Below are 26,741 nucleotides of genomic sequence, written 5' to 3'. Positions count from 1 at the left end.
CCAACATGCCCCTGGCCGAGCTCGATCCCGAGATCGCCGCCGTGCTCGAGGGGGAGCTCGTCCGCCAGCGCGACACCCTCGAGATGATCGCCTCGGAGAACTTCGTTCCCCGCGCCGTGCTCCAGGCCCAGGGGTCGGTGCTGACGAACAAGTACGCCGAGGGCTACCCCGGCCGCCGCTACTACGGTGGCTGCGAGCAGGTCGACATCGCCGAGTCGCTCGCGATCGAGCGCGCGAAGTCCCTCTTCGGCGCCGACTACGCGAACGTCCAGCCGCACTCGGGTGCGACCGCGAACGCCGCCGTGCTCCACGCCCTCATCAAGCCGGGCGACAAGATCCTCGGCCTCTCGCTCGCGCACGGCGGGCACCTGACCCACGGCATGAAGATCAACTTCTCCGGCAAGCTGTACGACGTCGCCGCCTACGGCGTGGCCGAGGACACCCACCTGATCGACTACGACGCGCTGCGTGCCCGCGCCATCGAGGAGCAGCCGAAGGTCATCATCGCCGGCTGGTCGGCCTACCCCCGCCACCTCGACTTCGAGGCGTTCCGCTCGATCGCGGACGAGGTCGGCGCCTACCTGTGGACCGACATGGCCCACTTCGCGGGTCTCGTGGCCGCCGGTCTGCACCCGAACCCGGTACCGTTCTCGGACGTCACCTCGACCACCGTGCACAAGACGCTCGGCGGCCCCCGCTCGGGCCTCATCCTCTCCCGCGACGGTGAGACGTTCGGCAAGAAGCTCGACTCGGCCGTCTTCCCGGGCCAGCAGGGCGGTCCGCTCATGCACGTCGTGGCGGCGAAGGCCACGGCCCTCAAGGTCGCGGCCGGCGCGGACTTCCGCGAGCGGCAGGCCCGCACGATCTCGGGCGCGCGGATCATCGCCGACCGGTTGCTCGCGGAGGACGTGAAGAAGGCGGGCGTGTCCGTCGTCTCCGGTGGTACCGACGTCCACCTTGTGCTCGTGGACCTGCGCCACTCCGACCTCGACGGCCAGCAGGCCGAGGACCTCCTGCACGCGGCCGGCATCACGGTCAACCGCAACGCCGTGCCGTTCGACCCGCGCCCGCCCCGGGTCACCTCCGGCCTGCGGATCGGCACCCCGGCGCTCGCCTCCCGCGGCTTCGGCGACGAGGAGTTCACCGAGGTCGCCGACATCATCGCGGGGCTGCTCGCGACCGGCGCGGGCGCCGACGTCGAGGCGGCCAAGGCCCGCGTGGCCAAGCTGACCGGCGCGTTCCCGCTCTACCCCGGCCTGCAGCAGTGAGTGCTCGAATGCTGCCGGGCGGCCCGGTCGCGGACGCGGTCCTCGCCGGCCTCGCGCCCCGGATCGCCGCGCTCACCGCGGCTGGGCACACCCCGGGCCTGGGCACGATCCTCGTCGGCTCCGACTCCGCCTCCGCCGGGTACATCCGGATGAAGCAGACCAAGGCCACCGAGCTCGGGTTCACCGCGCCGCACATCCATCTCGGGGACGACGCCACGCAGGCCGATGTGCTCGCCGCGGTCGCCGACATGAACGAGGCGAGCGACGTGGACGCCGTGCTCATCCAGCACCCGACCCCGCCGCAGATCGACTTCGACGCCGCCCTGCTCGCCCTCGACCCCGATAAGGACGTCGACGGCCTGCACCCGGTGAACATGGGCCGCCTCGCCCTGGGGATGCCCGGGCCGGTCCCGTGCACGCCCGCGGGCATCGAGGCGATCCTCGCCCACTACGAGATCGAGGTCTCCGGGCGCCACGTCGTCATCCTCGGCCGGGGCACGACGCTCGGCCGGCCGCTCGCGCTGCTGCTCTCGCAGAAACGTCCGACCGCGAACGCCGCGGTGACCGTCGTCCACACGGGCGTGCCCGACTGGGCCGACTACACCCGCCGCGCCGACATCGTCATCGCCGCCGCGGGCGTGCCCGGCATCCTCCAGCCCGAGCACCTGACCCCGGGCGTCACCGTCATCGGCGGCGGCGTCCGCTACGAGGGGCGCAGGCTCCTGCCGGACGTCGACGAGGCCTGCGAGCAGGTCGCCGGCGCGATCACCCCGCGGATCGGGGGGGTCGGCCCGACGACCATCGCCATGCTCTTCAAGAACGCGGTCGAGGCCGCGGAACGCCGGGCGGGCCTGGCGGCCTGAGCTCAGCCGTTCACAACGACCTTGTGGTCGGGAATCGCGCGATTCCCGACCACAAGGTCGTTCTCGACGAGTGATTCGACTCAGCGCCGCAGCGCCCGTTTCGCCAGCGAGTTCCCGAGCCACTGCACGAGCTGGACGATGATCACGATGATCACCACGACGGTCGCGGTCACGGCCCAGTCGTACTGCTGGTAGCCGTACACGATCGCGACGTCGCCGAGCCCACCGGCGCCGAGGTACCCGCCGATCGCCGACATGTCGAGCACGCCGACGAACAGGAACGTGTACCCGAGGATGAGCGGGGCGAGCGCCTCGGGGATGAGCACGGTGAGGATGATCCGCAGCGGCGAGGCGCCCATCGCGCGCGCCGCCTCGACCACGCCCGGGTCGATCGACAGCAGGTTCTGCTCCACGAGCCGGGAGAACACGAACGCGGCCATGAAGCACATCGCGAACGTGAACGCCTCGATCCCGATGATCCGCCCGGTCACCAGCTTGGTCAGCGGCCCGAGCGCCACGAGGAAGATGAGGAACGGGATCGGCCGCACGATGTTCACGCCCAGGTTGAGGATCGTGAAGGTGGCCCGGTTCGCGAGCAGGTTCCCGCTGCGCGTCACGTACAGCCCGATCCCGAGCGCGAGTCCGACGACGCCGCCCGCGGCGAGGGTGATGAGGACCATGTAGGCCGTCTGCCCGAGGGCCTCGAGCAGCAGCGGCGCCATGTCGCCGGCCGTCACGGGCGCACCTCCGATGCTCCGGAACCGCTTGTGGACGACGTCGCTCCCCAGTCCTCGACGTCCGTCAGTCCGCGCAGCTCGGCCACGGCCCCGGCCACGCCGGGCCCGGTCAGCTCGTAGGTGAGCGAACCGGACGGCCGTCCGGACACCTCCGTGATGCCGCCGTAGACGAGGGTGGCGGCCACGTCGTGCCGGCCGAGGACCGACTGGAGGCGAACGCTCGAGCGAGTCTCGTCGTCCACACCGAGCGTGAGAAGCCGACCCGTGTGGCGGGCGCGCAGCCGCTCGACCACCTCGGCCGAGGGCCGGTCGCGCCGGGTGGAGGCGACGAACGTGCGGGTCATGGGCGCCCGCGGGCGCGTGAACACGTCGTAGGTGGGGCCGGTCTCGACCACGCGGCCCGAGTCCATGACCGCCACCCGGTCGCAGATCGCGCGCACGACGTCCATCTCGTGGGTGATGACGACGACCGTGATGCCCAGCTCGGCGTTGACCCGTTGCAGCAGGGAGAGCACGTCGGCGGTCGTCTCCGGGTCGAGCGCACTGGTGGGCTCGTCGGCGAGCAGGATCCGCGGGCTGGTCGCGAGCGCCCGGGCGATGCCCACGCGCTGCTTCTGGCCACCGGAGAGCTTCGCGGGATACGCGCGTGCCTTGTCGGACAGCCCCACGAACTCGAGCAGCTCGGCCACCCGCGCCCGGCGCCGGGCCCGCGGCCAGCCCGCTACCTCGAGCGGATAGGCCACGTTCGCGGCGACGGTGCGCGAGCCGAGCAGGTTGAAGTGCTGGAAGATCATGCCGATCCCGGCCCGGACCCCGCGCAGCCGCGTCTCGCTCAGCGGCGAGAGCGGCTCGCCGGCGACGGTGAGCTCGCCGGCATCGTGCCGCTCGAGGGCGTTGATGAGTCGCACGAGGGTGCTCTTGCCCGCCCCCGAGTGGCCGATGACCCCGAAGATCTCCCCGGCGTGGATCTCGAGGGAGACCTCGTCGACGGCGCGCAGTGCGCCGAAGGACTTGCTCACGCGCTCGAGGCGGATGATGGTGTCGGTCATGGCTGGGCGACTCAGCCGTCGATGTCGGTCTGCAGCCCGGTCAGGATGTCCGCCAGCGCGGCCGGGGCCTTGTCGAGGAAGGCCGCGGTGCCGCCGGCGACCTCCTGCACGCCGGCCTCGACGGTCGCGTCGTGGTAGATCTCGGCGAGCTTGGCGAAGGTCGGGTTGTCGGCGTCGCCGGCCCGGGCCGCCCAGATGTTGATGTAGGGGGCGGCGGCGTCGGACTCGGGGTCGTCGGAGAAGAGCGCGTCGTCGGCGCTCAGGCCGGCCTTGCCCACGAAGTCGTTGTTGATGATCGAGGCGTCGACGTCCTCGAGCGCGAGCGGGGTCTGGGCGGCGTCGACGGGGGTGACGCTCACCCGGGAGGAGTCGAGCACGTCGCTCGGGGCGGAGAAGGCGTTCCCGCCGCCGGCGAGCTCGATCAGCCCGGCCTCCTGGAGCACGAGGAGCGCACGGGCCTGGTTCGTGGCGTCGTTGGGGATGGCGACCTCGCCGCCGTCGGGGATCTCCTCGATGGTGGCGTGCTCGGTCGAGTAGATGCCGAGCGGGTAGACGGCGGTCGAGGCGATCGCCACGAGGTCGCCGTCGGCCTTCGCGTTGTACTGGGCGAGGAAGAGCAGGTGCTGGAACTGGTTGAGGTCGAGCTCGCCGTCGGTGAGCGCCTGGTTGGGCAGCTGGTAGTCGGTGAAGTTGACGAACTCGACGCTGATCCCCTCGGCGGCCGCGAGGTCGGTGAACGTGTCCCAGTAGTCCTCGGCGGCCGTGACCACGCCGATCCGGATCGGGTCGTCGCTGCTGCCGGTCGAGGCCGCGGCGGGGGCATCGCTGCCGCAGGCGGTCAGGGCGAGGGCGCCGGCGGTGAGGAGGGAGGCGAGTGCGGCGTGCTTGAGGCGGAGGGGGGACATGGGTGTGGTTCCTTCGTGCTGGGGCGGCGCGGATGGGCCGCCGTTCGGGGCGGGACGGCTCGCGGCAGCGGTCGTGCTCACGGGCCTGGCGGGTCGGTGCGGGTGGGGGACGACCCGATGCGCCGCTCAGATGGGCGCGGGGGAGGCGTGGTTCAGGCGCACATTCGCATCATTCGGCCCGGGGAGGGCCGAAGGGATGCGCGCAGGACGATCGAGGTGGACACGGGTGCCATTGTGCATGGGCGCGAGTCGGCGTGCTCGTGGGCCGCCGCAAGTGTTCAGCATGTGGACGACGTCGCTCCCCTTGCGTAGCGGCGGCAGGCGCCGTAATGTCAGGTCCGAAATATCTTTACGACCAGTAGTGATCTGGCAACAGATATTTTCATCAACGTTCCGTGCTGCGCACGGTTGCCGGTCCGGAACGGTGCGACTCACCCAACACAGGAGGAACAACGGTGTCCCGAACACTTCGACGGGCCGGTCGCGCGACCGGTACGCGTGCCTGCCTCGCCGCGCTCGCGGCGGGCGGTCTCGTGGCGGCCACGATGCTGCCGGCCCAGGCCGCCATCGATCCGCCCAGCGACGCGGATGCGATCGCCCAGATTGTCGCAGACATGAGCCTCGAGGAGCTCATCGGTCAGATGACCTGGACCCACGTCTACGGCAACTCCGCCGACGACGACTCGATGAAGTCCGAGAATCAGGCCCGCTACGGCGTCGACACGCCGGCCGAGGTCGTGGAGAAGTACGACCTCGGCGGTGTGCTCTACTTCGCCTGGTCGAATCCTGTGGTCGAGCACGATCCCGTCGGCACCGCCGAACTTTCGAATGGCTTGCAGGAGGCGTCCGTCGGGGAGGACGGATCGGGGATCCCGCTCGCCGTGACGATCGACCAGGAGGGCGGCATCGTCGCCCGGGTCGGCTCCCCGGCCACGGTGTTCCCGGGCAACATGGCCCTCGGCGCGACCTTCGACGCGGGCCTCGCCTATGACCAAGGGGCGGTCCTCGCGAAGGAGATGACCGCCATGGGCATCAACGTCGACTTCGCCCCGAGCGTCGACCTCAACACGAACCCGGACAACCCCGTCATCGGCGTGCGGTCGATGGGCTCCGATCCCGATGCGGTCTCGGAGCTCGGCGTCGCGCAGATCAACGGTATGCAGGAACAGGGCATGGCGGCAACGGCCAAGCACTTCCCCGGTCATGGGGATACGGCCACGGACTCCCACACCGGCCTGCCGATCGTCACGTACGATCGCGCGACCCTGAACACGCACCTCGAGCCCTTCGAGGCCGCGATCGACGCCGGCGTCGACATGATCATGACCGCCCACATCATCGTCGAGGCGATCGACCCGGACATGCCGGGCACGCTCTCGAAGAAGGTGCTCACCGGGCTGCTGCGCGATGAACTCGGCTTCGACGGGCTGATCACGACCGACGCCCTCGACATGGACGCGCTCAAGAACATTCCCGGCAACCCGCTCGACGACGGTGATATCGCCGCTCTCGCGGTCGAGGCCGGCTCGGACATCCTGCTCAACTCCCCGGACGTCGACGCCGCGATCCAGGGTGTGCTCGATGCTGTGAATGCCGGTGATCTCAGCCGTGCCGACCTCGAGGACTCGGTCACGCGGATCCTGCACTGGAAGCTCGACCGGGGTGTCTGGGAGAACCCGATGGTCGATGCGGGCGCCGCCGCGGACCTCGTCGGTTCGAGCGAGAACCTCGCGGTGGCCAAGGAGATCAGCGAGCGCTCGCTCACCCTGCTGCGCAACGACGGCGCCGTGCTCCCGCTCGACGTCGACTCCGACCATGTGCTCATGGTCGGTGCCGGGTCCGGCTGGCCCGAGCGGATGACGCCGATGCTCGAGGAGCGAGGATTCACGGTGACCGAGGAGCTCGAGAACGGCTCCTCGCCGTCCGCCGAGTATCGTGCCCGGGCCGTCGCCGCGGCCGAGGACGATGCGATCGACGTCGTGCTCTTCACCTCGAACAACGCGAGTGGGAACAGCGCCCAGCAGGCGATGGTCGCCGACCTCGTGGACACCGGCAAGCCGGTCGTGGTCATCGCCACCCGGAACCCCTACGACATCAACGTCTTTCCGGGTGCCGCCGCCGTGATCAACCAGTACAGCTGGCAGATCCCGAGCTTCGCGGCCGTGACGGCCGCACTCGCCGGCGACATCAACCCGAGCGGGAAGCTCCCGGTCGACGTTCCCACGGCCGACGGCTCCGACGTGCTCCTTCCGCTCGGCTTCGGCATGCGGTACATGATGACCGCGACCCCGGAGGCGCCGACCTTCACCGACGAGCCGGGCACCGCGAACGACACCGTGACCATCCCCGACGTCGAGGGCGTGCAGTATCTGCTCGACGGCGAGGCACTCGAGCCGGGCACACACCCTGGCAGCGGTGACGTGACCGTCACGGCCGAGGCACTCGAATGGTTCGAGTTCGCCGACGATGCGGTGACCGAGTGGTCGCACACCTTCGACGCCGGCCCGACCGAACCACCGACGGACGATCCGACCGATGAGCCGACCGATGAACCGACGGACGAGCCCACGGGCGATCCGACGGACGAGCCGACCGACGGTTCGGACACATCCGACGGGCCCGGCGGTCAGCCGACGGGCACGGCACAGGGCGGGGACGCGATGCCAGACACCGGTGCGGACGCATCGGGAATGCTGGTCGCGGCGCTGGCCATGCTCGCCGTCGGGGGAGCGGTGCTCCTCGGGGTGCGCCGTCGCAGTGCGAGCAGGGTGAGCTGATCGGCTGACCGCACGCCCGAGAACGACGTGAGGTCGCGCACCGTGGATCCTCGATCCATCGGGCGCGACCTCACGGCCGTCTGCCCTGCACCGGACTGTGCTGTGGTCCAGGTCACGAAATTTCGGGCCGCGCCGCTCTGACGATTTGATGGGGGCATGTTCAGTATCGCCACCGTCAACGTCAACGGGGTCCGGGCCGCCTACCGGCGCGGCCTGCAGGGATGGATCGACACCCAGGATCCGGACGTGCTGCTCCTGCAGGAGGTCCGGGCGGAGACGTCGATCCTCACCGATCACCTCGGGGACGGCTGGCACGTCGTCCACGCCGAGGCCCCCGCGAAGGGGAGGGCGGGCGTGGCCATCGCCACCCGCCGGCCGGTCGAGGCGGTCCGCATCGGGCTCGAGGGCGCGGCCCCCGCGAGTGGCGGACGTTGGATCGAGGCGGACCTGCTCACCCCGGACGGCAGGCATGCCACGGTCGTGAGCGTGTACGTGCACACCGGGACCGCGGACGAGCCGGAGCACATGGCCCTCAAGTACGGCTTCCTCGACGTCATGGAGAAGCGCATGGCCCAGCTGCGGGAGCTGGCCGAGCTCGACGGGCGCCGGCTGATCATCGGCGGCGACCTGAACATCGGGCACACCGAGCGGGACATCAAGAACTGGAAGGGCAACCTCAAGAGCTCCGGCTTCCTGCCGGAGGAGCGCGCCTATCTCACCCGCTGGTTCTCAGGCGCGGGCTGGGTCGATCTCGGCCGAGCGCACGCCGGCGACGTCGCCGGGCCGTACACGTGGTGGTCCTATCGCGGGAAGGCCTTCGACAACGACGCCGGCTGGCGCATCGACTACCTGCTGGCCGACCCGGGTACGGCCGCCGAGGTGCGCGACGTGACCGTCGACCGCGAGCCGAGCTACGACGTCCGCATCTCCGACCACGCCCCGGTCCGCGCCCGCCTCGACATATAGTTCGCCCGCGGCTCAGCGCACGAGCACGACGACGAGCCACACGGCGGCGGCGATCAGGCCGCCGGTGAGCACACCGGCGGAGACGCGGCGCACCCGGACCGGCCGCGGGGCGGCGGGATTGGGCACGAGGAGCGCAAGCGAGGCGAGGACCGCGGCCACCGTGAGCAGGTGGCCCACGAAGATCGACCAGCGACCGAGCAGGACGAGCGCGACCGCGCTCACAACGGCCGCTGTTCCGGGCATGAGCAGCCGATGGCGCCCGATGTTCGACTCCTCGCTCATGTCCCACTCCTCACCACGGCACGTGCCGGTCGATCCTCCACGCGGCCTTGTACACGAGCACCGCCAGTCATAGATTGGCACAGTCCTCGCCGCGCAATGTCGTCCGGCGAGCAGGATCGATGAGGATTGTGAGGCCCGTGCCATGAAGCGACCGACCGACTCCGAGGCCCGCCCGCGGCGTCTGCGCGTGGCCCTGGCGACCGGGGGCGGCGCGGCTCTCCTCGTCGCTCTCGCGTTCCCCGCCTGGGCCGCACCCGACGCGGAGGCGCCCGTCGCCGACCAGTTCCCGCCGCGGGCCAATTCGGTGTGGATGTACGACCGCGACGAGGCGGGGGAGTTCCAGGCCGGGATGTGGGTCGACCTCGTCAACGAGTACAACGCGGTGGCGACACCCGGCAACGAGATCGGCGAGGTGTTCAGCTACGCCACCGACATGGAGACCTACTGCCCCGACGCGGTTGCGGCGAACTGCACCCTGGACGACCTGCATGTGTACTACGGACCCGATGCCCAGGGCCGGCGCTCGACCGCGGCGTACGCGCGCGACCTCGACCCGATCGAGGGCACGGACGGCGAGGAGACGCCCGTGCTCGTCTCCCCGATCATCGACGGCCGGATCGGCCCGGACGGCTACCTCACCAATTTCGACGACCTGTCCGAGGAACTCGCCCGCGGCTACGCCGATACCGCAGCCGAACTGCTCTGCGGGGACCCGGGCATCGACGGGATCCAATTCGACCTCGAACCCTTCGATGTGTCCACGAAGAACGGGCAGTACTACTTCTACCTGCAGATCGCGGAGAACTTCGCCGGCACCGACGGCACGGACCCGTGGGGCTGTGTCGACGAGACACACCCCCAGGGGCGCTTCTTCTCGTTCTTCACCTTCGCCGACGCCATCGAGCCCGGCACCGACAGCGCCGCGAACGTCCAGGACATCGTGAGCGCTCGCGGGAACGGCTACATGGTCGCCTCCCTGTACAACCTGAACAACCGCGGCCCGGGCAAGCTCGACGGCCTGCCCGCCTACACCGAGACCGTCGCACGCGAGGTGGCCGACATGAAGGCCTGGGCCGCCGAGTCGGATATCCCCTACGGCTTCGGCATCCCCGCTTCGGCGTCGTCGAACGAGTACACGACGTGCGACGGCGCCGGCTGCGAGCCCGACGTCGAGGGGGTGCCCGGATACCCGATGCTCGACTACACGAAGGCGGCCACGGAGGCGATGCACGCGAACGACATAGACGACGACCCGTTGTTCCGCGGCGTCTCGATCTGGGACTTCGGCCACGGCGTCAACGTCGACGGCAACGAGTTCGGTCCGGCACCGGCGCCCGCCGAGGTCATGCTCTACCTCTCCCACAACCTCATCCGGCCCGATTCTGCTCAGCCGGGCGACGGCTCCGACACCGACTCGGGGGCCGACGCGGACTCCGGTGCTGACGCGGACTCCGGTGCCGACGCAGGTACCGGTGCCGATGCGGGCGCCGACGCGGGAACCGGGGCCGATGCCGATTCCGCCGCCGGGACCGACGCGGACGCCCAGGGTGGGGCTGCGGATGCCCAGGGCGGAACCGCGGATGCCCAGGGCGGGACCGCGGATGCTCAGGCGGCCGACGCGGTGGCGGGCCAGGGTGACGATGGTGCTGCTGCCGACGCCGCCGACGATGCACGCGGACCCGCCGCTGGTTCGACCGGTGAGAATCCGGCCGGGCCCGCGGGTACGCCCGACGATCTCGCCGTCACCGGGTTCGGGGGCACGGCGCTGCTCGTCGCGGGGGTCCTGGGTCTCGCCGGGGCCACCACCGTGGTGCTGCGGCGTCGCCTCGCCTCCTGAGCCGCCGGCGTCCTACACGACGGGCGGCTGCGGGGGCCGGTTGGCGAGGATTGCCTCGAGGTCGGCTTCGCTGGGGTCGACGTCACTGTCGGCATTGCCGTATTCGTAGTCGAGTGCGTCCATGAAGGCCTCATCGAGGTCGTCGCGGCGGGCCCGCGAGTCGGGTCCTGCCGCTGTGTTCGGGTGCCCCAGGTGAGCTTCGAGATCCGTGTGAGCGGCGGGGTTCTGGCGTGCGTCGAGCGCCGTGTTGGCCTCGAGTCCCGGGAGAGTCTCGTGGCCCGGGACAGTCTGATGGTCCGGGCGATCCGGGCGCGGCTCGCGGCCGGGAATGGCATGGGGGCCTGGAATCGCGCCGGAGTCCGGGAGCGCCTCGAGGTCCTGGAGGGCGCCGAGGTCCTGGAGCGCGCCGGGGCCCTGGAGTGCGGCGAGGTCGTGGCGGTGCCAGGCCTGGTCGGTGACCTCGGTGGTGCCGGTCGGGGTGCGTAGGAAGCGTAGGCCCATGGGGCCGGTCCAGTAGTAGGTTCCGGGTCCGAGCGTGACGTAGGACCACGAGCCGCGCCCCTGCGGCTGCCCGGGATGATTATGCGTCTTCCAGCGGTGGTGCCGGCGGCACAGGCTGGCGAGGTTGCAGGTGCAGGTGGGCCCGCCGGTCGGGCGGAAGTTGTCAAGGTGTACGAGGCCAGTGCCCTGTTATGCGGCCTGTTCGTAGGCCGGGTTCGAGTCCTCCTTGGTCGATTGGTCGTGTTCATCGTCGGGCTGGTTGATCCAGGCCGCTGTGGGTAGGTCGAGGATCTTCGGGGCGTGGTTGGTCGAGAAGCGTTGGGGGTGGGCAGCGCGCGCGGCGGCGAGGGTGGCCTGACGGTCGGTCGCGATCTGATCGGCGTGGCCGTAGTGGACGTCTGCGGGGGTGTGGAGCCCGATCCCGGAATGGTGGTGTTCGTGGTTGTACCACTCGGTGAACTCGGCCATCCAGGCGCGGGCATCGTCCAGGGATCCGAACCGTTCGGGGAACGTGGGGCTGTACTTGGCGGTCTTGAACAGTGATTCCGAGTACGGGTTGTCGTTGGAGACCCGCGGGCGTGAGTGTGAACGGGTGACTTGCAGGTCCTCCAGCAGTACAGCGACCGATTTCGAGGTCATCGAGGTGCCGCGGTCGGCGTGGACGACGTGGGGGATGCCGTGGATGCCGAAGACCTCGCGCATCATCTCCTCGGCCAGCGGGCCACTTTCACGGGCGTGGACGATGGCCCCGACGATATAGCGCGAGTAGATGTCGAGCATGACGTAGGCGTCGTAGTAGACGCCCTTGGCCGGTCCGGGCAGTTTCGTGATGTCCCACGTATAGACCTGGCCGGGGCCGGTGGCCACGAGCTCGGGGACCGTCCGGGCGGGGTGACGGGCCTGCCGGCGACGATCGACTACCTGGTCGTCCTCACGCAGGATCCGGTACATCGTGGACACCGAGCACAGGTAGACCCCTCGTTCGAGCAATGTGGCGTAGACCTGCATCGGCGTGGAGTCAACGAATTCCGGGCTATCCAGGACCTCCAACACGACCTCGCGCTCGGCACACGAGAGCCTATTGACCGGATCGGCCCGATCAAGTGGGGTCGGCGCCGGGCGGGCCTTGCCGTGGCGAGCGGCCGTGGCCCGGGAGATGCCCGTCAGGCGTGCCGCCTCACGGGTGGTGATGCCGGCACCGGTGAGCTCCTCGTGGGTGGCCATCAGCGCTTCGTGGGCCCGTGCCCGTCCTGCGCGCTCTTGGAGATCTGCTCCAAGAGCGCGTGTGTTTTTCCCATGATCTCCAGGGCAGTACGGGTCTGGTCCAACTCGTTCTGGGTCACCTCCAACTGCCTGCGCAGCCGTCCGATCTCGGCCTGCTCCCGGTTCGGGCGACCGACCGCCTGACCGGGCTCCTTGCCCTCGAGGACGCCCGCATCACGCAGCCGCCGCCACTCGCTGATCGAGGCCGAGTGCAGCCCCTCGCGGCGCAGATACGCTCCCGCGTCCCCGCCGGCCAGGGCCTGCTCGTAGGCCTGGACATGGGCGAGCTTCTGCGCCGGGGTAAACCGTCGCCGCTTCGGGCCACCGGCCCGGGGACCAGCCCCGGCGGGGTCCTCCTGACTGTTCTCGTTCATCATCTTCAACGCGTTCGGCATCATCATCGGATCGTTCCTAGTCTCACCCTACGAGTCATACTTGCTATGAGGACCTGGTCTCAACTCAGCCTGACACGTAGGGGGGTCGCCCTGGGGGTCGGTCTTCCAGGGGTCGATGTGGTCGGCATCGCAGGCCCGGGCCGGGCGGGCGCACGCCGGGAACACGCAGGTTCGGTCGCGTAGGTGGAGGTGGTCCTTGATCACGTCCCCGGCGGCATAGCCGGCGACTTCGTGTTCGGTTTCGAGGTCGATGACCGGACGCACGAATATCTGCGGCCCCCACGGGCCACCCGTCCCGCGCGGCGTATCAGAGCCCCGTGGTCCGTCAACGGGCGCGCTGTCGGGCGTGGCCGCGTCGTGGGGCGTGGTGAACATGGCCGCGACCTCGGCGGCGCTGATCACGAGCCCGGGCGGGATCCCCGGCCCCTCGATGTGCACGGGTTCACGGGCCAACCTGCCCGCGACATAGGCCGCATCGGCGACGTGCTCGGGATCGACTGAGCCCGCTGTTCCCGTCGAGTCGGCCGCGTGTTCGAGACAGCCCATACCTGACGAGCCCGGCGGATCCGCGCACGACCCACCGGTGAGCAGGCAGCCAGAATCACGATCGGGATGACCAGGGGGCCGATCATCGGGATGACGATCGGGTGGTCGGTTTCCAGAATGACAGTCGGGTTGGTCGGGGGGCCTGCCGTCGGGCCAGAACGCGGAGGCGTTCATGTGCAGGTACATGACGACCTTCGCCCGCGGCACGCCCCGACCCGACCACGCAGGCCCACACGACACACCACCGCCCGCAGCCGTCGCAGGCGCCTCGCCGGTCAGACCCGCCGCCGCTCCGGCCACCGCCGCTCCGGCCGCGCCTCCCACGGCTGGACTCGCGCCCGTGCCCGCGGCCATGACGTTGGTGCCGCCCGTGCAGTCCGGCGCCCCCGCCCCCGGTCCCTGGGCCTGCCGTGCCTGCTGGGTCTCCTGGGTCTGCTGGGCCTGCTGGCCTGGTTGCCCGTTGGTGAGGTCGAGGGCGTCCTGCCGGGTGGGTGCGGGGTGGTGGGTGGCGGCGATGATGCCCTCGAACGTGAGCGAGCGTCGGGCATCGAGGACCTCACCCGATCCGGCGGCCTTGAGTTGCGCGGCCCCGAAGGCCAGGCTCTGTTCCAGATCGAGGGCGGCGAAGGTGGACACGATCGCGTCGATGCGGCCGGTGCCGTCGGCGCCGATATGGACATCGGCCCGGCGCGGATCGGCCTGCGCCCGCTGCAGGTCGGCGTACTGGTCGGGCATGTGGGTGATCATCGCCTCCCGCACGAGGCCCTTGATGGCGTATCGGCCCCGGATCGCCCCGGCGGCTGCGACCTGGACATCGACGAACCGGGCCGCCTCCACGTTCAAACCGAGGGTCTGTTCGGCCACGAGCCGGGCGGTGTGCGCCCGGGTGCGCCCGTCGAGGACCCGCCCGTACAGCAGTGGCAGGCGTTCGGCGACCTCGAGGGCTTCGAGGAGCATCGCCTGGGCGGCGTCGGTGGAGAAGCCGGTCACGGCCGCGAACCAGTTCGCCGCCGAATCACAATAGGAGACCCCCAGGGCCAGATCGGTGTGACAGGACCAGTCCCCGCAGTCTTCGGTGACCGGGCTGCGTTGGGCGATCTCGATCGCCAGGAAGAACAGATCGGCCTCCGCGCCCGCCTGGACCTTGCGCACCTGGCGGACCCGGTCCAGTACCGCGTCCTCGGACGCGAGCGAGGCGATCTCCGCTCGCCTCGCTCGCATCTGCCGGGCCGCCCTCGTGCTCATGAAACAACCCTAGAACCGACCACCGACATTCAATCGGGCCACCCGATTCTCCGACCGGCAACCCGCGGAATGCCGGCGAAGACGCGGGCAACGACGGGGAATCACACCGGGCCGCGACGGGGACCGGTCGTTGCTCGCCCGGTCGTCCCTCGCCCGGTCGCCGGCTCAGGCCACGCGTCCGGCGCCTTCGGCCGCAGGGGCGAGGAGGAACTCGGGGGCGGCGAACCCGGAGCGGTCGAATGCGGCCTCGACCGCGGCCACCACGACCGCCGGCGAACCGGCGGGTACGAGGGCGATCGCCGACCCGCCGAAGCCACCACCGGTCATCCGGGCACCGAGGGCGCCCGCCCCGAGGGCCGAATCGACGGCCACGTCGAGCTCCGGCGCCGAGACCTCGTAGTCGTCACGCAGCGACACGTGCGAGGCGGTCATGAGTTCGCCGGCTCGCGCGAGGTCGTCGGCTCGGAACGCCGCGGAGAACTCCTCGACCCGCTCGATCTCGGTGACCACGTGACGCACCCGCGCCCGGCTCACGGGATCGCGCAGCCGCGCGAGCGCGGCCCCCAGGTCCTCGACGTCCCGCAGCGTGGCCACGCCGAGCTCGGCCGCCGCGGCCTCGCAGGTGGCGCGCCGGGCCGCGTACTGGCCGTCGACCAGCGCGTGCGGGGCCTTCGTGTCGATCACGAGGAGCTCGAGGCCGTGCCCGGACACGTCGAAGGGCACCTGGCTCAGCTCACCGGAGCGGGTGTCGAAGTGGAGGGCGTGGTCGGCGCGGCAGTGGAGCGAGGCGTTCTGGTCCATGCCGCCGGTGTTCGCCCCGGCGATCTCGTTCTCGGCCCGGACGCACGCGGCGGCGAGCACCGATCGGCCCGCGGTCGTGGCCGGGTCCGGTCCGTCCCAGGAGTCTGCGTCGGCCAGGGCCACGGCGGCGGCGCACTCGAGCGCCGCCGAGGAGCTCAGGCCGGCGCCGTAGGGCACGCACGAGGAGACCGCGGCGTCGAACCCGGTCGTCGCGTGGCCCGCCTGCTCGAGCGCCCACGGCACGCCCACCACGTAGGCCGCCCAGGACCCGAGTCCCGGCGCCACCTCGTCGAGCGAGCCCGCCCAGGTCGCCGCCTCCCGGTCCGAGACGAGCCGCACGCTGCGATCCGCCGGATCCGGCCGCGGCGCGAAGGCCAGATACGTGCGGTGCGGCAGCGCGATCGGCAGGCACACGCCCCCGTTGTAGTCGACGTGCTCGCCGATGATGTTCACGCGGCCGGGCGCGGCCCACACCCCCGACGGCTCGTAACCGAAGGCGGCGGTGAACGTCGCGCGGGCCCGAGCTGCGCCGTCCGCACGCTCCCACGGGGCGATCCAGGTGGTCATCGCTACGCGACCGGCTCGGCGGGGATCTCGCGCAGCCGGTCGGCGATGCGCTCGGGCGAGGTGTCGGAGATCCACGCGCCCATGCCCGATTCGGAGCCCGCGAGGTACTTGAGCTTGCCCGGCGCGCGCAGCAGCGAGAAGAACTGCAGGTGCAGGCGCAGGTCGTCGCGGCCCTCGCGGGTCGGCGCCTGATGCCATCCCGAGATGTAGGGCAGCGGGATGCCGCGGCCCTCGTCGTCGACGAAGAAGCGCTCGAGGCGGCGCAGCAGCCGCAGGTACAGGCCGGCGAAGTCGTCGCGTTCGGCCCGGGTCAGGGCGGGCAGGTCGGGCACGTCGCGGCGCGGGGCGATGTGCACCTCGACGGGCCAGCGCGCGGCGGCCGGCACGTAGGCGACCCAATGCTCGGTCTCGGCCACGATCCGCCGCCCGGAGGCGAGTTCGGCCTCGAGGATGTCGCGCAGCAGGTTCCGCCCGGTGCGCTCCCGATGGGCCCGGGCGCGGGTGAGCATCTGCTCGGTGCGCGCGGTGAGGTAGGGGTAGGCGTAGATCTGCCCGTGCGGGTGATGCAGGGTGACGCCGATGTCCTTGCCGCGGTTCTCGAAGATGTAGACCTGCTCGATGCCGGGCAGCGCGCTCAGGTCGCGGGTGCGGTCGGTCCACGCCTCGACGATCGTGCGCATCCGCCGCTCGGAGACTCCTCCGAGGGAGGCGTCCGGATCGGGGGAGAAGCAGATGACCTCGCAGCGGCCGGCGGCCGGGCGCGTCGGCCACAGCGGGCTGTCGTCCACGAACGAGGTGTCCGCGGGCGCCCCGGGCACCGCCATGAGCGAGGGGAAGCGGTTCTCGAACACGACGACGTCGTAGTCCTCGGCGGGGATCTCGCCGTCGGAGTATTCGGCCGTCGGGTCGGCCGGCGCGAGCGGGTTCGCGTCCGGGCCGGGGAGGAAGGTGCGATTCATCCGGTGGGTGGCCATGGGGATCCACTCGCCCGTGAGCGGATCCTGGCGCATCTGCGGGCCCGTGACCTCGCGGGTCGTGCCGCCTGGGTCGGTGAACGAGGCGAAGCGGTCGGCCAGCGGGCGGGGGTCGTCGAGCCGCCGGGTGGCCCGTCCGGAGACGTACGGCTCGGAATCGTCGAAGTAGAAGAGGTCCCGGCCGTCGGCCAGGGTCGTCGGTGTGCGCCGCACCGCGGTGTGCTCGTTGGATAACGCCATCCCGGTAGTCATCTGAACACAATAACACAAGTCTGAACAAGCGTCGTTTTGTGGGAGAGTTACGCGAGACGGGCCCACGCGGGGTGCCGAACTGAGCCGCTGGAGTCGAGATGTGGATCGGTGTCGCGATCGAGATTCCCGACCCGTATCGTGCTGCCCTCACCCGGGCCCGGCTCGACGCCGGTGATCCGCGCGCCGGCCTCATCCCCCCGCACATCACGCTCGTCCCGCCCACCTGGATCGATCCGGAACGGCTTATGGACGTCGTCGCTCACCTCGCGCGCGTCGCCGCGGCCCGGTCACCGTTCATCGTCCGGCTGGCCGGCACCGAGACGTTCCGGCCCATCACCCCGGTGGTCTTCGTCCCGCTCGTGCGCGGCGGGGACGACTGCACCGGTCTCCAGGCGGCGTTGAACGCGGGCCCGCTCGCGGCCGAGCAGCGCTTCCCCTACCGTCCGCACGTGACGATCGCCCACGAGATCGACGACACCTCGCTCGATCGGGCCGAGGCGGCGATGGCCGACTTCTCCGCCGAGTTCCCGGTCGCCGCGTTCGAACTCTTCGAGCACGGGCTCGACGGCGTGTGGCGGGGAATCGATCGATTCACGCTCACCGTATGAGACGCGCGCGGACGGGCGGCGCCGGCGGCGAACAGGAGCCGCGGGCGACGGACCGACCGGGCCGTTCGGTCCTCGCGGGCATGATCGAACGGCTCAAAATCGCGGCCGCCCGGGCCGAGTCGTGGTGGCGCGACACGAGGATCGCCCGTGCCCTGGCCCGGTACAGCGCCGGCAACGGCGCCCAACTGAGCGGCGGGATCGCCCTGGGCGGGCTCCTCTCGGTCGCCGCCGCCCTGACGATCGCGCTCACGGCGTTGGTCGGGGTGTTCCGCGAGCATCCGGGCTTCGCGCAGACCGTGTTCGCCCAGATCGACCAGGTGCTGCCCGGGGTGATCGACACCGGCTCGGGAACCGGCCTGGTCACCCCGGATCAGCTCGTGCTCGCGACCGGGTGGGGCGTGGCCGGCATCATCGCCGTGCTCGTGCTGCTCAACTCCGCCACCGTGGTCATGGCGGCGCTGCGCACGGCTCTGCGGGCGATGTTCGGGCTGCGCAAGACCGGCGAGAACTTCCTGTTCGGCAAGTTGCGCGACCTGCTCGGGTTCATCGGCCTGGCCGTGTCGGTGCTTACGACCTCGTTCCTGGCGGTCGTGACCCAGGTCGCGTTCGGCTGGCTGGAACGGCACGTCGGGTGGCTCATGAACGAGTCGGGGTCACGCCTCGGCCTCGACGTCGCCACGATCGCCGTGAGCTTCTTCGTGGACGCCTCCGTCTTCGCCGTCCTCTTCCGCGGGCTGGCCGGGGCGCGGGTGCCCTGGGCGCGGCTCTGGCAGGGCTGCGCCCTGGGCGCCGTCGGCACCGGCGCGCTGCGGCTGCTCGGGGCCTCCGTCGTGGCGAACGTCTCGGGCCGGCCGCTGCTCGGATCGGTCGCCGCGGTCGCGGCGCTGGCGACCCTGCTCATCTGGCTCAACCTCGCCGCCCGGCTCGCGCTGCTCGTCGCGGCCTGGACCGCGGATCCGCCGGCTCGCCCCAAGCTCGATCGCAAGGCCCTGGTCAACGTCGACCACACCCCGAACTACGTGTCCGTGGTCGCGCCGGAGACCCTCGACTGGACCTTCGACACCTACACCGGGATCGTCGCGATCGAGCAGCGGCCCCGCGAGCCCGAACCGGAACCGGCTCCGGTCGGATTCTTCGCGCGGGTCCGCCAGCTCATGCGCGAACGCGGGCGCTGACGCAGCCCGCAGGTCTGACCCGGACGGGGGGACCGGCGTGCGCGCCGGTCAGAAGCCGCGGGTGAGGATCGCCTGCTTCACCTCGGCGATCGCCTTGGTCACCTGGATCCCGCGGGGGCAGGCCTCGGTGCAGTTGAAGACCGTGCGGCAGCGCCACACGCCCTCCTTGTCGTTGAGGATCGTCAGCCGCTGCTCGCCGCCGGCGTCCCGGGAGTCGAAGATGAACCGGTGGGCGTTGACGATCGCGGCCGGCCCGAAGTACTGCCCGTCCGCCCAGAACACGGGGCACGAGCTCGTGCAGGCCGCGCACAGGATGCACTTGGTCGTGTCGTCGAAGGCGGCCCGCTGCTCGACGCTCTGCAGGCGCTCCTTCGAGGGGGTGTTCCCCTCGGGCATGAGGAAGGGCATGATCTCGCGGTAGGAGGCGAAGAACGGCTCCATGTCCACGACGAGGTCCTTCTCCACCGGCAGCGCCTTGAGCGGCTCGATGATGATCGGCTTCTTCGGGTTGAGATCCTTGAGGAGGGTCTTGCACGCGAGCCGGTTGCGCCCGTTGATGCGCATCGCGTCGCTGCCGCAGACCCCGTGCGCGCAGGACCGGCGGAACGTGAGCGAGCCGTCCTGGTCCCACTTGATCAGGTGGAGCGCGTCGAGCACCCGGTCCGTGCCGTGCACCGACACCTGGAAGTCCTCCCAGTACGGCTCGGGGGAGGCCGCTTCGGGGTTGTACCGTTCGATTCGCAGGGTCACCGTGAAGGTCGGGACCTCGTCGACCTCGGGCGCCTGGGCAGTGGCAGACATCAGTACTTACGCTCCATCGGCTGGTAACGGGTGACCGTGACCGGCTTGTAGTCGATCCGGATGTGGTGCGGGGCGATCCCGGCGGCATCGGTCGTGCCGCCCTCGTCCGCGACCCGGTAGGCCATCGTGTGCTTCATCCAGTTGGGATCGTCGCGGTCGGGGAAGTCCTCGCGGAAGTGGCCGCCGCGCGATTCGGTGCGATTGAGCGCACCCTCCACCACGACCTCGGCCAGGTCGAGCAGGAAGCCGAGCTCGAACGCCTCGAGCAGCTCGGTGTTGAACCGCTGGCCCTTGTCCTGGACCGCGACCGCGTTGTAGCGGGCCTGCAGCGCCCGAACGTCGGCGCGGGCCTGCTTGAGCGATTCGTCGGTGCGGAACACCTGGGCGTTCACGTCCATCGTGGTCTGCAGCTCGCGGCGGATATCGGCCACGCGCTCGCCGGTGGAGCGGGCGCGCATGGCCTCGAGCTCGGCGACGACGCCCGTCGCGGGCCCGTCGGGCAGCTCGACGAACTCGGTCCGGTTCGCGTACTCCGCGGCCGCGATCCCGGCGCGGCGGCCGAAGACGTTGATGTCGAGCAGGGAGTTCGTGCCGAGCCGGTTCGACCCGTGCACCGACACGCAGGCGACCTCGCCGGCGGCGTACAGGCCGGGCACGGTGTCGGTGCTGTTGCGCAGCACCTGACCGGTGATCGTCGTCGGCATGCCGCCCATCGCGTAGTGAGCGGTCGGGTAGACCGGGATCGGCTCGTTGTACGGCTCGACCCCGAGATAGGTGCGGGCGAACTCGGTGATGTCCGGCAGCTTGGCGTCGATGTGCGCCGGCTCCAGGTGCGTGAGGTCGAGGTAGACGTAGTCCTTGTGGGGGCCGCAGCCGCGCCCCTCGCGCACCTCGTTGGCGATCGACCGGGCGACGATGTCGCGCGGGGCGAGGTCCTTGATGGTCGGGGCGTAGCGCTCCATGAACCGCTCGCCGTCGCTGTTGCGCAGGATGCCGCCCTCGCCGCGGGCCGCCTCCGACAGCAGGATCCCGAGGCCGGCCAGGCCGGTCGGGTGGAACTGGAAGAACTCCATGTCCTCCAGCGGCAGCCCCTTGCGGTAGGCGATCGCCATGCCGTCGCCGGTGAGCGTGTGCGCGTTCGAGGTGGTCTTGAAGATCTTCCCGGCACCGCCGGTGGCGAACACGACCGACTTCGCCTGCACCACGTGGATCTCGCCGGTCGCGAGCTCGAAGGAGACGACGCCGGCGACCTTCTTCGCGCCCTCGCCGCCCTCCGGATCGTCGACCAGGAGCAGGTCGAGCACGTAGAACTCGTTGAAGAACTCGACCTTCTGCTTGACGCACTGTTGATACAGGGTCTGCAGGATCATGTGGCCCGTGCGGTCGGCCGCGTAGCACGAGCGCCGCACGGCCGCCTCGCCGTGGTTGCGGGTGTGGCCGCCGAAGCGGCGCTGGTCGATCCGGCCCTCGGGCGTCCGGTTGAACGGCAGCCCCATCTTCTCCAGGTCGAGCACGGCGTCGATGGCCTCCTTGGCCATGACCTCCGCGGCATCCTGATCGACCAGGTAGTCACCGCCCTTGACGGTGTCGAACGTGTGCCACTCCCAGTTGTCGTCCTCGACGTTCGCGAGGGCGGCGCACATCCCGCCCTGCGCCGCGCCGGTGTGGGAGCGGGTCGGGTACAACTTCGTGAGGACGGCGGTGCGCGCCCGGGTGGACGACTCCAGCGCCGCACGCATCCCGGCGCCTCCGGCGCCTACGATGACGACGTCGTAACGGTGGGTCTGCATCGAAGAGGTCTCCTACTGATGGGTCCGTGAGGAACGGTCTGCTCGGGTGCGCCGGCCGCGGCCGGTCACCGGGCGCGGGTCAGCTGCAGATCGACGGCAGTACATCGAGCGGCGCGCCGGCCGGGCAGGGGTCGAAGGTGAAGATCACCAGGGTGCCGAGCACGATCGTGACGACGGCGGCCGCGTAGGTGATGAGCTTGAGCACCCCGCGGGTGCCGTTGCGCTCCGCGTAGTCGTTGATGATCGTGCGCACGCCGTTCGTGCCGTGCAGCATCGCCAGCCAGAGCATGGTCAGGTCCCAGATCTGCCACCCCAGGCTCGACCACTTGCCGGCGACGAAGGCGAAGTCGAGGGCGTGCACCCCCTCGCCGACCATGAGGTTGACGAACAGGTGACCGAAGATGAGCACCACCAGCACGACGCCGGAGATGCGCATGAAGGCCCAGCCGTACAGCTCGAAGTTTCCGCGGGTGATCTTGCGCCGCGGATAGGGGTCGTTGGGCAGCGCGACCTTGCTCGCGGTCGTCATGTGCTCGCTCATTCCTCAGCCCCCGAATACGTTCGACAGGTGCCGCGGCAGGAACGCCGCCATGAACACCACGAAGAGTGCGATGACGATCCAGAACAGCACCTTCTGATACTTGGCGCCCTTGTCCCAGTAGTCGACCAGGATGATGCGGATCCCATTGAATGCGTGGAAGAGGATCGCCGCGACCAGGCCGGCCTCGCCCAGACCCATGATCGGGGTCTTGTAGTGGCCGATGACCGCGTTGTAGAGCTCCGGGTCGACCCGCACGAGCGCCGTGTCGAGCACGTGCACGAGCAGGAACAGGAAGATGAGCATTCCCGTGACCCGGTGGGCGACCCAGGACCACATGCCCTCATGGCCGCGATACAACGTTCCCAGGGTGCGCTTGGACTTCTTAGGCGCGGAAGGTGCTGCGGGCGGTGCAGACACGGTGGGGCCTCCTCGGCAGTACGCGCGACGGGGTGAGCCAGGGGAGGGCTCGGCTCCGGTCGCCAATTCGATTCCACTCTAGTCCGGTTCCCCAGGCGAATGTGCCACGTCGGCGCCGCTGCGGAGCTGTCGGTAGCCTGGGCCCATGACACAGCCCCGATCCGCCCCACGGCCCGCATCGGAGCCCGCGGACGCGGGCCGCACGGCGGGCCGGGCCACGTTCCGGGCGATCGTCCCCGCCGGCGGCGCCGGCACCCGGCTGTGGCCGTTGTCACGCCGGACGGATCCGAAGTTCCTGCACGACCTGACCGCCTCGGGCCGGAGCCTGCTCCAGTCCACCTACGCGCGCCTGCGCCCGCTGGCCGAGGGCGTGGTCGTCGTCACAGGGGCGGGGCACGCCGCGAAGGTGCGCTCGCAGCTCCCCGACCTTCCCCCCGGCGACGTGCTCGCAACCGTCCCCGCGGGACTCGATGGCCGCGATCGCGCTCGCCGCCGAGGTGCTCCGGCGCCGTCATCCGGACGAGGACCTCGTGGTCGGATCCTTCGCCGCGGACCATCTCATCGCGGACGAGCCGGCGTTCACGAGCGCCGTGACCCGCGCGGTCGCCGCGGCCCGGCACGACTACCTCGTCGCGATCGGGATCGCTCCCGATGAGCCCTCGACCGCGTTCGGGTACATCCGCGTCGGCGCGGGGGGCCCGGTGGCCGGCGTCGAGCCGGTCGAGGACTTCGTGGAGAAGCCCTCGCCGGGGGTCGCCGCGGGCTATCTGGCGGCGGGCGGGTACCTGTGGAACGCCGGCATGTACCTGTGCCGGGCGGAGCGGCTGCGCGAGCTCCTCCGCCGCTACCAGCCCGCGCTCGCCGCCGGGATCGAGGAGATCGCCGCGGCCTGGGACGGGCCCGAGCGCGCCGAGGTACTCGAACGCGTGTGGCCCGGGCTCCCGGCCATCGCCATCGACCACGCCCTGAGCGAGCCGCTCTCCCGCGACGGCGGGGTCGCCGTCGTCCCCGCCGACCTCGGGTGGAGCGACATCGGCGACTGGGACGCGATCGCCACGGCGTTGCCCGAGCCCTCGCCCGTGCAGGCGCCGCCGAGCGGCGGGCGGGGCGCCGTCCGGGTGTTGGGCCCGGCGGGATCCGCGGACCGGGTCCGTGCCTACGGCGCGGAGGGAAGCGTGGTGGTCCCCGGTGAGGCGACGGTCGTCGTCCTCGGGATTCCGGGCGCCGTCGTGGTCAACACCGGGGACGCGATCCTCGTGACCACCCGCGACCGGGCACAGCACCTCAAGCAGGTCGTGGACGACCTGCCGCGGGAAGGACCACTGCGGTGAGGCGACCATCGACCGAGACCGACTCGACGGACGGATCCATGAGCGAGACACCCCGGCCCCCGCGCACGAGCGGATCGAATGCCCTCGCCGAGCGGATCATCCGCTGCAGCGACGGACTCCAGGACGAGCTCATCGCGTTCCGGCGCGACATGCACAGCCATCCCGAACTCGCCCGCGGCGAGAAGCGGGCGACCGAGGCGGTGGCGCGCCGGCTGCGAGCGGCCGGACTCCGCGTCGCGCTGCTGCCGGGCACCGGACTGTACTGCGACATCGATGCCAGCACGACCAGCACGACCGGCTCGACCGGCTCGACCGGTTCGGCTGCCGGCGCGGGCGGCCGGGTCGTGCTGCGGGCGGATCTCGACGCGCTGCCGCTGCTGGAGACCTCCGGGCTCGAGTTCGCGGCCACGAACGGGTACGCCCACGCGTGCGGGCACGACATCCACACGGCCTCGGCCCTCGGCGCGGGGCTCATCCTGGCCGAGCTCGCCGCGGCCGGTGAGCTCGCGCGCGACGTGCGCCTCGTGTTCCAGCCCGCCGAGGAGGTCCAGCCCGGCGGCGCCCTCGACGTCATCGAGGTCGGTGCGCTCGACGGCGTGAGCGAGGTGTACGCGCTGCACTGCGACCCGCGGGTCGACGTGGGCGCCGTGGCCACCCGGGTGGGGCCGATCACCTCGACCTCCGACACCGTGACCGTCACGCTCACCTCGCGCGGCGGGCACACGTCCCGGCCGCACCGCACGGGCGACCTCGTGTACGCGCTCGGTCAGATCATCACCGCCGCCCCCGCGGTGCTCGCCCGCCGGATCGATCCGCGCTTCGGGGTCAACCTCACGTGGGGCAGCGTGCACGCGGGCACGGCCGCGAACGCGATCCCCGCCCGCGGAACGGTGACCGGGACCCTGCGATGCCTCGACTCCCGGGCCTGGGACGAGGCGGACGACCTGCTCATGTCGATCATCCCGCAGCTCGTGGCCGCCATCGGCGTCCACGCCGAGGTCGACCTCGTGCGCGGGGTGCCGGCCGTCGTCAACACGGCCCGCGAGGTGGACGTGCTCGAGGCCTCCGTGCGCACGCTCGTCGGCGAGGACGCGACCGACCTGACCGATCAGTCCCTCGGCGGGGAGGACTTCGGCTGGTATCTGCGACACCGGCCCGGGGCGATGGGCCGCCTGGGCACCCGCAGCGCGGGCGGTCGCACCTACGACCTGCACCAGGGGGACGCGATCTTCGACGAGGGCGCGATCGGCGTCGGCGCGCGGGTGCTCGCCGGCGTGGCCGCGCTGCCGCGGGCCGGCCGGACCCGCTATCCGGAGCCGGTCCGGGACAGCTGAGACCGCCCGGACGCTGCCGCGGACGCGCTCGCAACGGTTGCATAACGAACGCCTTTCCCGCTCGCCCAATACCTGCATCGGCGACGACGACGGACTAGTGTCCATTCTCCGGACGGCAAGGCGACCCCGGGCCGAGAGGTCCAACCGGCCACGGTGCGTGGGTCAACCCGATCCGGGATCCTCCGCCCCGACCGGGGCGGCACCTCACATCGGGAGACAAGCATCGTGAAGAAGTCTATTTTCGCCGCCGTGTCGGCGACAGCTGCCGTTCTCGCCCTGGCCGCCTGTGGGGCGCCCCCCGGGGAGGGAGGCGACGGCGACACCGGAGGCTCGGGCGAGACCACGAGCGCGGGTGTCGACCACTCCGACTTCGTGGCGTGCATGGTCTCGGACGAGGGCGGCTTCGACGACGCCTCCTTCAACGAGTCCGGCTACGAGGGCCTCACTCGGGCCGAGTCCGAGCTCGGCGTCACGATCCACTCGGCCGAATCGACCAGCCCGAGCGACTACGGCCCGAACGTCGACTCCCAGGTGCAGGCCGGCTGCAACCTGATCATCGGGATCGGCTTCAACCTCGAGGACGCGATCCAGGAGGCCGCCGAGGCCAACCCCGACATCGAGTTCGCGCTGGTCGACTCGGTCTTCACCGACGAGGACTTCAACGTCGTCGAGATCGACAACGCCAAGCCGCTCGTGTTCAACACCCAGGAGGCCGCGTTCCTCGCCGGCTACCTCGCCGGCGGGATGACCGAGACGGGCACCGTGGCGACCTACGGCGGCATGCCGCTGCCCTCGGTGACGATCTTCATGGACGGGTTCTCCGACGGCGTCAAGAAGTACAACGAGGCCCACGACACCGACGTCAAGGTGCTCGGCTGGGACAAGGAGGCGCAGAACGGCTCCATGACCGGTGACTTCTCGAACGTCGAGAACGGGTACACGACCACCCAGCAGTTCATCAACCAGGGCGCCGACATCATCCTGCCGGTCGCGGGCCCGGTCGGGTCCGGATCGCTCAAGGCCGCGGCCGAGCACGACGGCGTCTCGGTCATCTGGGTCGACTCCGACGGCTACCTGCAGCCCTCGAACGACGCGAACAAGGACCTGATCCTCACCTCGGTGGTCAAGCTCATCGGCAACGCCGTGTTCGACACGATCAAGGCCTCCGCCGAGGACGACTTCAGCAACGCGCCGTACGTCGGCACCCTCGAGAACGGCGGCGTCGGGATCGCCCCGTACCACGCGTTCGAGGACAAGGTGCCGGACGATCTCAAGTCCGAGATCGACGACCTGCGCAGCCAGATCATCTCCGGCGACCTCGTCGTCGAGTCGGTGTCGGCGACGCCGGTCGGATGACGCCGATGGGGTGAGGTCGCCGCCGGCCGCGGCGCCGGGCCGGACACGACAACCGGTGGCGGTGGGCCTCAGGGAATGCCACGCGTTCCCCGAGGCCCACCGCCACCGACCGTCTCGGAGGGCGCTCCGAGGCCGCTCGGAGCCGCTCGGGGCCGCTCGG

The 26,741-nt window shown here is 70.8% G+C and carries 23 protein-coding genes and 1 pseudogene; 11 read left to right on the top strand and 13 right to left on the bottom strand.

What is annotated here, in order from left to right:
* Positions 1 to 5 precede the first annotated feature (5 nt).
* A complete protein-coding gene (glyA, locus tag GCE65_RS13115; protein ID WP_152910341.1) occupies positions 6 to 1,268 on the top strand; it encodes a serine hydroxymethyltransferase in 1,263 nt (420 codons plus the stop codon).
* Positions 1,265 to 2,131: a bifunctional 5,10-methylenetetrahydrofolate dehydrogenase/5,10-methenyltetrahydrofolate cyclohydrolase gene (locus GCE65_RS13110; protein ID WP_228759953.1), complete on the top strand. Its 867-nt coding sequence runs from the start codon at positions 1,265 to 1,267 to the stop codon at positions 2,129 to 2,131. The genes glyA and GCE65_RS13110 overlap by 4 nt, the downstream gene beginning before the upstream one ends.
* A gap of 80 nt (positions 2,132 to 2,211) precedes the next feature.
* On the opposite strand, the gene GCE65_RS13105 is transcribed toward GCE65_RS13110, so the two are convergent.
* Genes GCE65_RS13105 through GCE65_RS13095 form a run of 3 tightly spaced genes read right to left on the bottom strand, consistent with a single transcriptional unit; the run spans position 2,212 to position 4,822 of the window.
* On the bottom strand, positions 2,212 to 2,853 hold the full coding sequence (locus tag GCE65_RS13105; RefSeq protein ID WP_153879283.1) for a methionine ABC transporter permease: 642 nt from the start codon (positions 2,851 to 2,853) through the stop codon (positions 2,212 to 2,214).
* A gap of 11 nt (positions 2,854 to 2,864) precedes the next feature.
* The gene (locus tag GCE65_RS13100; protein ID WP_153878708.1) at positions 2,865 to 3,917 is read right to left on the bottom strand and encodes a methionine ABC transporter ATP-binding protein; all 1,053 of its coding nucleotides are present in this window, start codon (positions 3,915 to 3,917) and stop codon (positions 2,865 to 2,867) included.
* A gap of 11 nt (positions 3,918 to 3,928) precedes the next feature.
* Positions 3,929 to 4,822, bottom strand: a complete 894-nt coding sequence (locus GCE65_RS13095) for a MetQ/NlpA family ABC transporter substrate-binding protein (protein ID WP_153878707.1) — start codon at positions 4,820 to 4,822, stop codon at positions 3,929 to 3,931.
* A gap of 455 nt (positions 4,823 to 5,277) precedes the next feature.
* Between GCE65_RS13095 and GCE65_RS13090 the strand changes: the two genes are divergently transcribed.
* Both GCE65_RS13090 and GCE65_RS13085 read left to right on the top strand, forming a co-directional pair.
* Positions 5,278 to 7,599 carry a glycoside hydrolase family 3 N-terminal domain-containing protein gene (locus tag GCE65_RS13090; RefSeq protein ID WP_153878706.1) on the top strand — a complete coding sequence of 774 codons (2,322 nt, stop codon included), beginning with the start codon at positions 5,278 to 5,280 and terminating at the stop codon, positions 7,597 to 7,599.
* A 156-nt stretch (positions 7,600 to 7,755) separates the two neighbouring features.
* Positions 7,756 to 8,565 carry an exodeoxyribonuclease III gene (locus GCE65_RS13085; protein WP_153878705.1) on the top strand — a complete coding sequence of 270 codons (810 nt, stop codon included), beginning with the start codon at positions 7,756 to 7,758 and terminating at the stop codon, positions 8,563 to 8,565.
* Positions 8,566 to 8,577: 12 nt separating this feature from the next.
* Here GCE65_RS13085 and GCE65_RS13080 read toward each other — a convergent pair whose 3' ends face one another.
* The gene (locus tag GCE65_RS13080; RefSeq protein WP_153878704.1) at positions 8,578 to 8,847 is read right to left on the bottom strand and encodes a hypothetical protein; all 270 of its coding nucleotides are present in this window, start codon (positions 8,845 to 8,847) and stop codon (positions 8,578 to 8,580) included.
* A gap of 142 nt (positions 8,848 to 8,989) precedes the next feature.
* Here GCE65_RS13080 and GCE65_RS13075 point away from each other — a divergent pair, with 142 nt between their 5' ends.
* Positions 8,990 to 10,684: a hypothetical protein gene (locus GCE65_RS13075; RefSeq protein WP_153878703.1), complete on the top strand. Its 1,695-nt coding sequence runs from the start codon at positions 8,990 to 8,992 to the stop codon at positions 10,682 to 10,684.
* Positions 10,685 to 10,696: 12 nt separating this feature from the next.
* Here GCE65_RS13075 and GCE65_RS13070 read toward each other — a convergent pair whose 3' ends face one another.
* From GCE65_RS13070 to galT, 5 genes are all read right to left on the bottom strand, one after another.
* Positions 10,697 to 11,185 carry a hypothetical protein gene (locus GCE65_RS13070; protein ID WP_153878702.1) on the bottom strand — a complete coding sequence of 163 codons (489 nt, stop codon included), beginning with the start codon at positions 11,183 to 11,185 and terminating at the stop codon, positions 10,697 to 10,699.
* Positions 11,186 to 11,374: 189 nt separating this feature from the next.
* Positions 11,375 to 12,822 (bottom strand): IS3 family transposase gene (locus tag GCE65_RS13065; RefSeq protein WP_153879282.1). Its coding sequence is split into 2 segments (ribosomal slippage): positions 11,375 to 12,453 and positions 12,453 to 12,822, totalling 1,449 coding nucleotides; the frame shifts between segments, so codons are not numbered across the junction.
* Positions 12,823 to 12,870: 48 nt separating this feature from the next.
* The gene (locus tag GCE65_RS13060; RefSeq protein WP_153878701.1) at positions 12,871 to 14,634 is read right to left on the bottom strand and encodes a hypothetical protein; all 1,764 of its coding nucleotides are present in this window, start codon (positions 14,632 to 14,634) and stop codon (positions 12,871 to 12,873) included.
* A gap of 165 nt (positions 14,635 to 14,799) precedes the next feature.
* A complete protein-coding gene (gene galK, locus GCE65_RS13055) occupies positions 14,800 to 16,002 on the bottom strand; it encodes a galactokinase (RefSeq protein WP_153878700.1) in 1,203 nt (400 codons plus the stop codon).
* Between the two features lie 2 nt (positions 16,003 to 16,004).
* Positions 16,005 to 17,216 (bottom strand): galactose-1-phosphate uridylyltransferase, encoded by a 1,212-nt coding sequence (gene galT / locus GCE65_RS13050; protein WP_227993865.1) that lies wholly within the window; start codon positions 17,214 to 17,216, stop codon positions 16,005 to 16,007.
* Between the two features lie 110 nt (positions 17,217 to 17,326).
* Here galT and GCE65_RS13045 point away from each other — a divergent pair, with 110 nt between their 5' ends.
* Together GCE65_RS13045 and GCE65_RS13040 are read left to right on the top strand one after the other, a co-directional pair.
* Positions 17,327 to 17,836: a 2'-5' RNA ligase family protein gene (locus GCE65_RS13045; RefSeq protein WP_152910324.1), complete on the top strand. Its 510-nt coding sequence runs from the start codon at positions 17,327 to 17,329 to the stop codon at positions 17,834 to 17,836.
* On the top strand, positions 17,833 to 19,011 hold the full coding sequence (locus GCE65_RS13040; RefSeq protein WP_153878699.1) for a YihY/virulence factor BrkB family protein: 1,179 nt from the start codon (positions 17,833 to 17,835) through the stop codon (positions 19,009 to 19,011). Before GCE65_RS13045 ends, GCE65_RS13040 begins: the two co-directional genes overlap by 4 nt.
* Positions 19,012 to 19,059: 48 nt before the next feature.
* Here GCE65_RS13040 and GCE65_RS13035 read toward each other — a convergent pair whose 3' ends face one another.
* The 4 genes from GCE65_RS13035 to sdhC form a co-directional block, all read right to left on the bottom strand.
* A complete protein-coding gene (locus GCE65_RS13035; protein ID WP_152910322.1) occupies positions 19,060 to 19,812 on the bottom strand; it encodes a succinate dehydrogenase iron-sulfur subunit in 753 nt (250 codons plus the stop codon).
* Positions 19,812 to 21,602, bottom strand: a complete 1,791-nt coding sequence (sdhA, locus tag GCE65_RS13030) for a succinate dehydrogenase flavoprotein subunit (protein WP_153878698.1) — start codon at positions 21,600 to 21,602, stop codon at positions 19,812 to 19,814. Before sdhA ends, GCE65_RS13035 begins: the two co-directional genes overlap by 1 nt.
* A 79-nt stretch (positions 21,603 to 21,681) precedes the next feature.
* Positions 21,682 to 22,131 (bottom strand): succinate dehydrogenase hydrophobic membrane anchor subunit, encoded by a 450-nt coding sequence (locus GCE65_RS13025; RefSeq protein WP_152910320.1) that lies wholly within the window; start codon positions 22,129 to 22,131, stop codon positions 21,682 to 21,684.
* 15 nt (positions 22,132 to 22,146) lie between these two features.
* Positions 22,147 to 22,560, bottom strand: a complete 414-nt coding sequence (sdhC, locus tag GCE65_RS13020) for a succinate dehydrogenase, cytochrome b556 subunit (RefSeq protein WP_153878697.1) — start codon at positions 22,558 to 22,560, stop codon at positions 22,147 to 22,149.
* A 145-nt stretch (positions 22,561 to 22,705) separates the two neighbouring features.
* Between sdhC and GCE65_RS17125 the strand changes: the two are divergent.
* The 4 genes and pseudogenes from GCE65_RS17125 to GCE65_RS13005 all read left to right on the top strand — a co-directional run.
* Positions 22,706 to 22,930 (top strand): annotated as a pseudogene (locus tag GCE65_RS17125) (sugar phosphate nucleotidyltransferase); the annotation flags it as partial.
* Between the two features lie 100 nt (positions 22,931 to 23,030).
* Positions 23,031 to 23,891 (top strand): sugar phosphate nucleotidyltransferase, encoded by an 861-nt coding sequence (locus tag GCE65_RS13015; protein ID WP_370460127.1) that lies wholly within the window; start codon positions 23,031 to 23,033, stop codon positions 23,889 to 23,891.
* Positions 23,892 to 23,929: 38 nt separating this feature from the next.
* On the top strand, positions 23,930 to 25,225 hold the full coding sequence (locus GCE65_RS13010; protein ID WP_153878696.1) for an amidohydrolase: 1,296 nt from the start codon (positions 23,930 to 23,932) through the stop codon (positions 25,223 to 25,225).
* Between the two features lie 225 nt (positions 25,226 to 25,450).
* The gene (locus GCE65_RS13005) at positions 25,451 to 26,581 is read left to right on the top strand and encodes a BMP family protein (RefSeq protein ID WP_370460126.1); all 1,131 of its coding nucleotides are present in this window, start codon (positions 25,451 to 25,453) and stop codon (positions 26,579 to 26,581) included.
* The last annotated feature ends 160 nt before the right edge of the window (positions 26,582 to 26,741 follow it).

The organism is Pseudactinotalea sp. HY158 (assembly GCF_009660225.1).
In the GTDB taxonomy this organism is placed as follows: Bacteria; Actinomycetota; Actinomycetes; order Actinomycetales; family Beutenbergiaceae; genus HY158.
The sequence above is the reverse complement of the archived record's forward strand: the minus strand, read 5'-3'. Positions and strand labels throughout refer to the sequence as shown.

Bases quoted from the DNA above. Each gene is read 5' to 3' on its own strand.
- glyA (WP_152910341.1), top strand. From the start codon at position 6: ATGCCCCTGGCCGAGCTCGATCCCGAGATCGCCGCCGTGCTCGAGGGG.
- GCE65_RS13105 (WP_153879283.1), bottom strand. From the start codon at position 2,853: ATGGCGCCGCTGCTGCTCGAGGCCCTCGGGCAGACGGCCTACATGGTC.
- GCE65_RS13100 (WP_153878708.1), bottom strand. From the start codon at position 3,917: ATGACCGACACCATCATCCGCCTCGAGCGCGTGAGCAAGTCCTTCGGC.
- GCE65_RS13095 (WP_153878707.1), bottom strand. From the start codon at position 4,822: ATGTCCCCCCTCCGCCTCAAGCACGCCGCACTCGCCTCCCTCCTCACC.
- GCE65_RS13085 (WP_153878705.1), top strand. From the start codon at position 7,756: ATGTTCAGTATCGCCACCGTCAACGTCAACGGGGTCCGGGCCGCCTAC.
- GCE65_RS13080 (WP_153878704.1), bottom strand. From the start codon at position 8,847: ATGAGCGAGGAGTCGAACATCGGGCGCCATCGGCTGCTCATGCCCGGA.
- GCE65_RS13075 (WP_153878703.1), top strand. From the start codon at position 8,990: ATGAAGCGACCGACCGACTCCGAGGCCCGCCCGCGGCGTCTGCGCGTG.
- GCE65_RS13070 (WP_153878702.1), bottom strand. From the start codon at position 11,185: ATGGGCCTACGCTTCCTACGCACCCCGACCGGCACCACCGAGGTCACC.
- GCE65_RS13060 (WP_153878701.1), bottom strand. From the start codon at position 14,634: ATGAGCACGAGGGCGGCCCGGCAGATGCGAGCGAGGCGAGCGGAGATC.
- galK (WP_153878700.1), bottom strand. From the start codon at position 16,002: ATGACCACCTGGATCGCCCCGTGGGAGCGTGCGGACGGCGCAGCTCGG.
- galT (WP_227993865.1), bottom strand. From the start codon at position 17,216: ATGGCGTTATCCAACGAGCACACCGCGGTGCGGCGCACACCGACGACC.
- GCE65_RS13045 (WP_152910324.1), top strand. From the start codon at position 17,327: ATGTGGATCGGTGTCGCGATCGAGATTCCCGACCCGTATCGTGCTGCC.
- GCE65_RS13040 (WP_153878699.1), top strand. From the start codon at position 17,833: ATGAGACGCGCGCGGACGGGCGGCGCCGGCGGCGAACAGGAGCCGCGG.
- GCE65_RS13035 (WP_152910322.1), bottom strand. From the start codon at position 19,812: ATGTCTGCCACTGCCCAGGCGCCCGAGGTCGACGAGGTCCCGACCTTC.
- sdhA (WP_153878698.1), bottom strand. From the start codon at position 21,602: ATGCAGACCCACCGTTACGACGTCGTCATCGTAGGCGCCGGAGGCGCC.
- GCE65_RS13025 (WP_152910320.1), bottom strand. From the start codon at position 22,131: ATGACGACCGCGAGCAAGGTCGCGCTGCCCAACGACCCCTATCCGCGG.
- GCE65_RS13015 (WP_370460127.1), top strand. From the start codon at position 23,031: ATGGCCGCGATCGCGCTCGCCGCCGAGGTGCTCCGGCGCCGTCATCCG.
- GCE65_RS13010 (WP_153878696.1), top strand. From the start codon at position 23,930: ATGAGCGAGACACCCCGGCCCCCGCGCACGAGCGGATCGAATGCCCTC.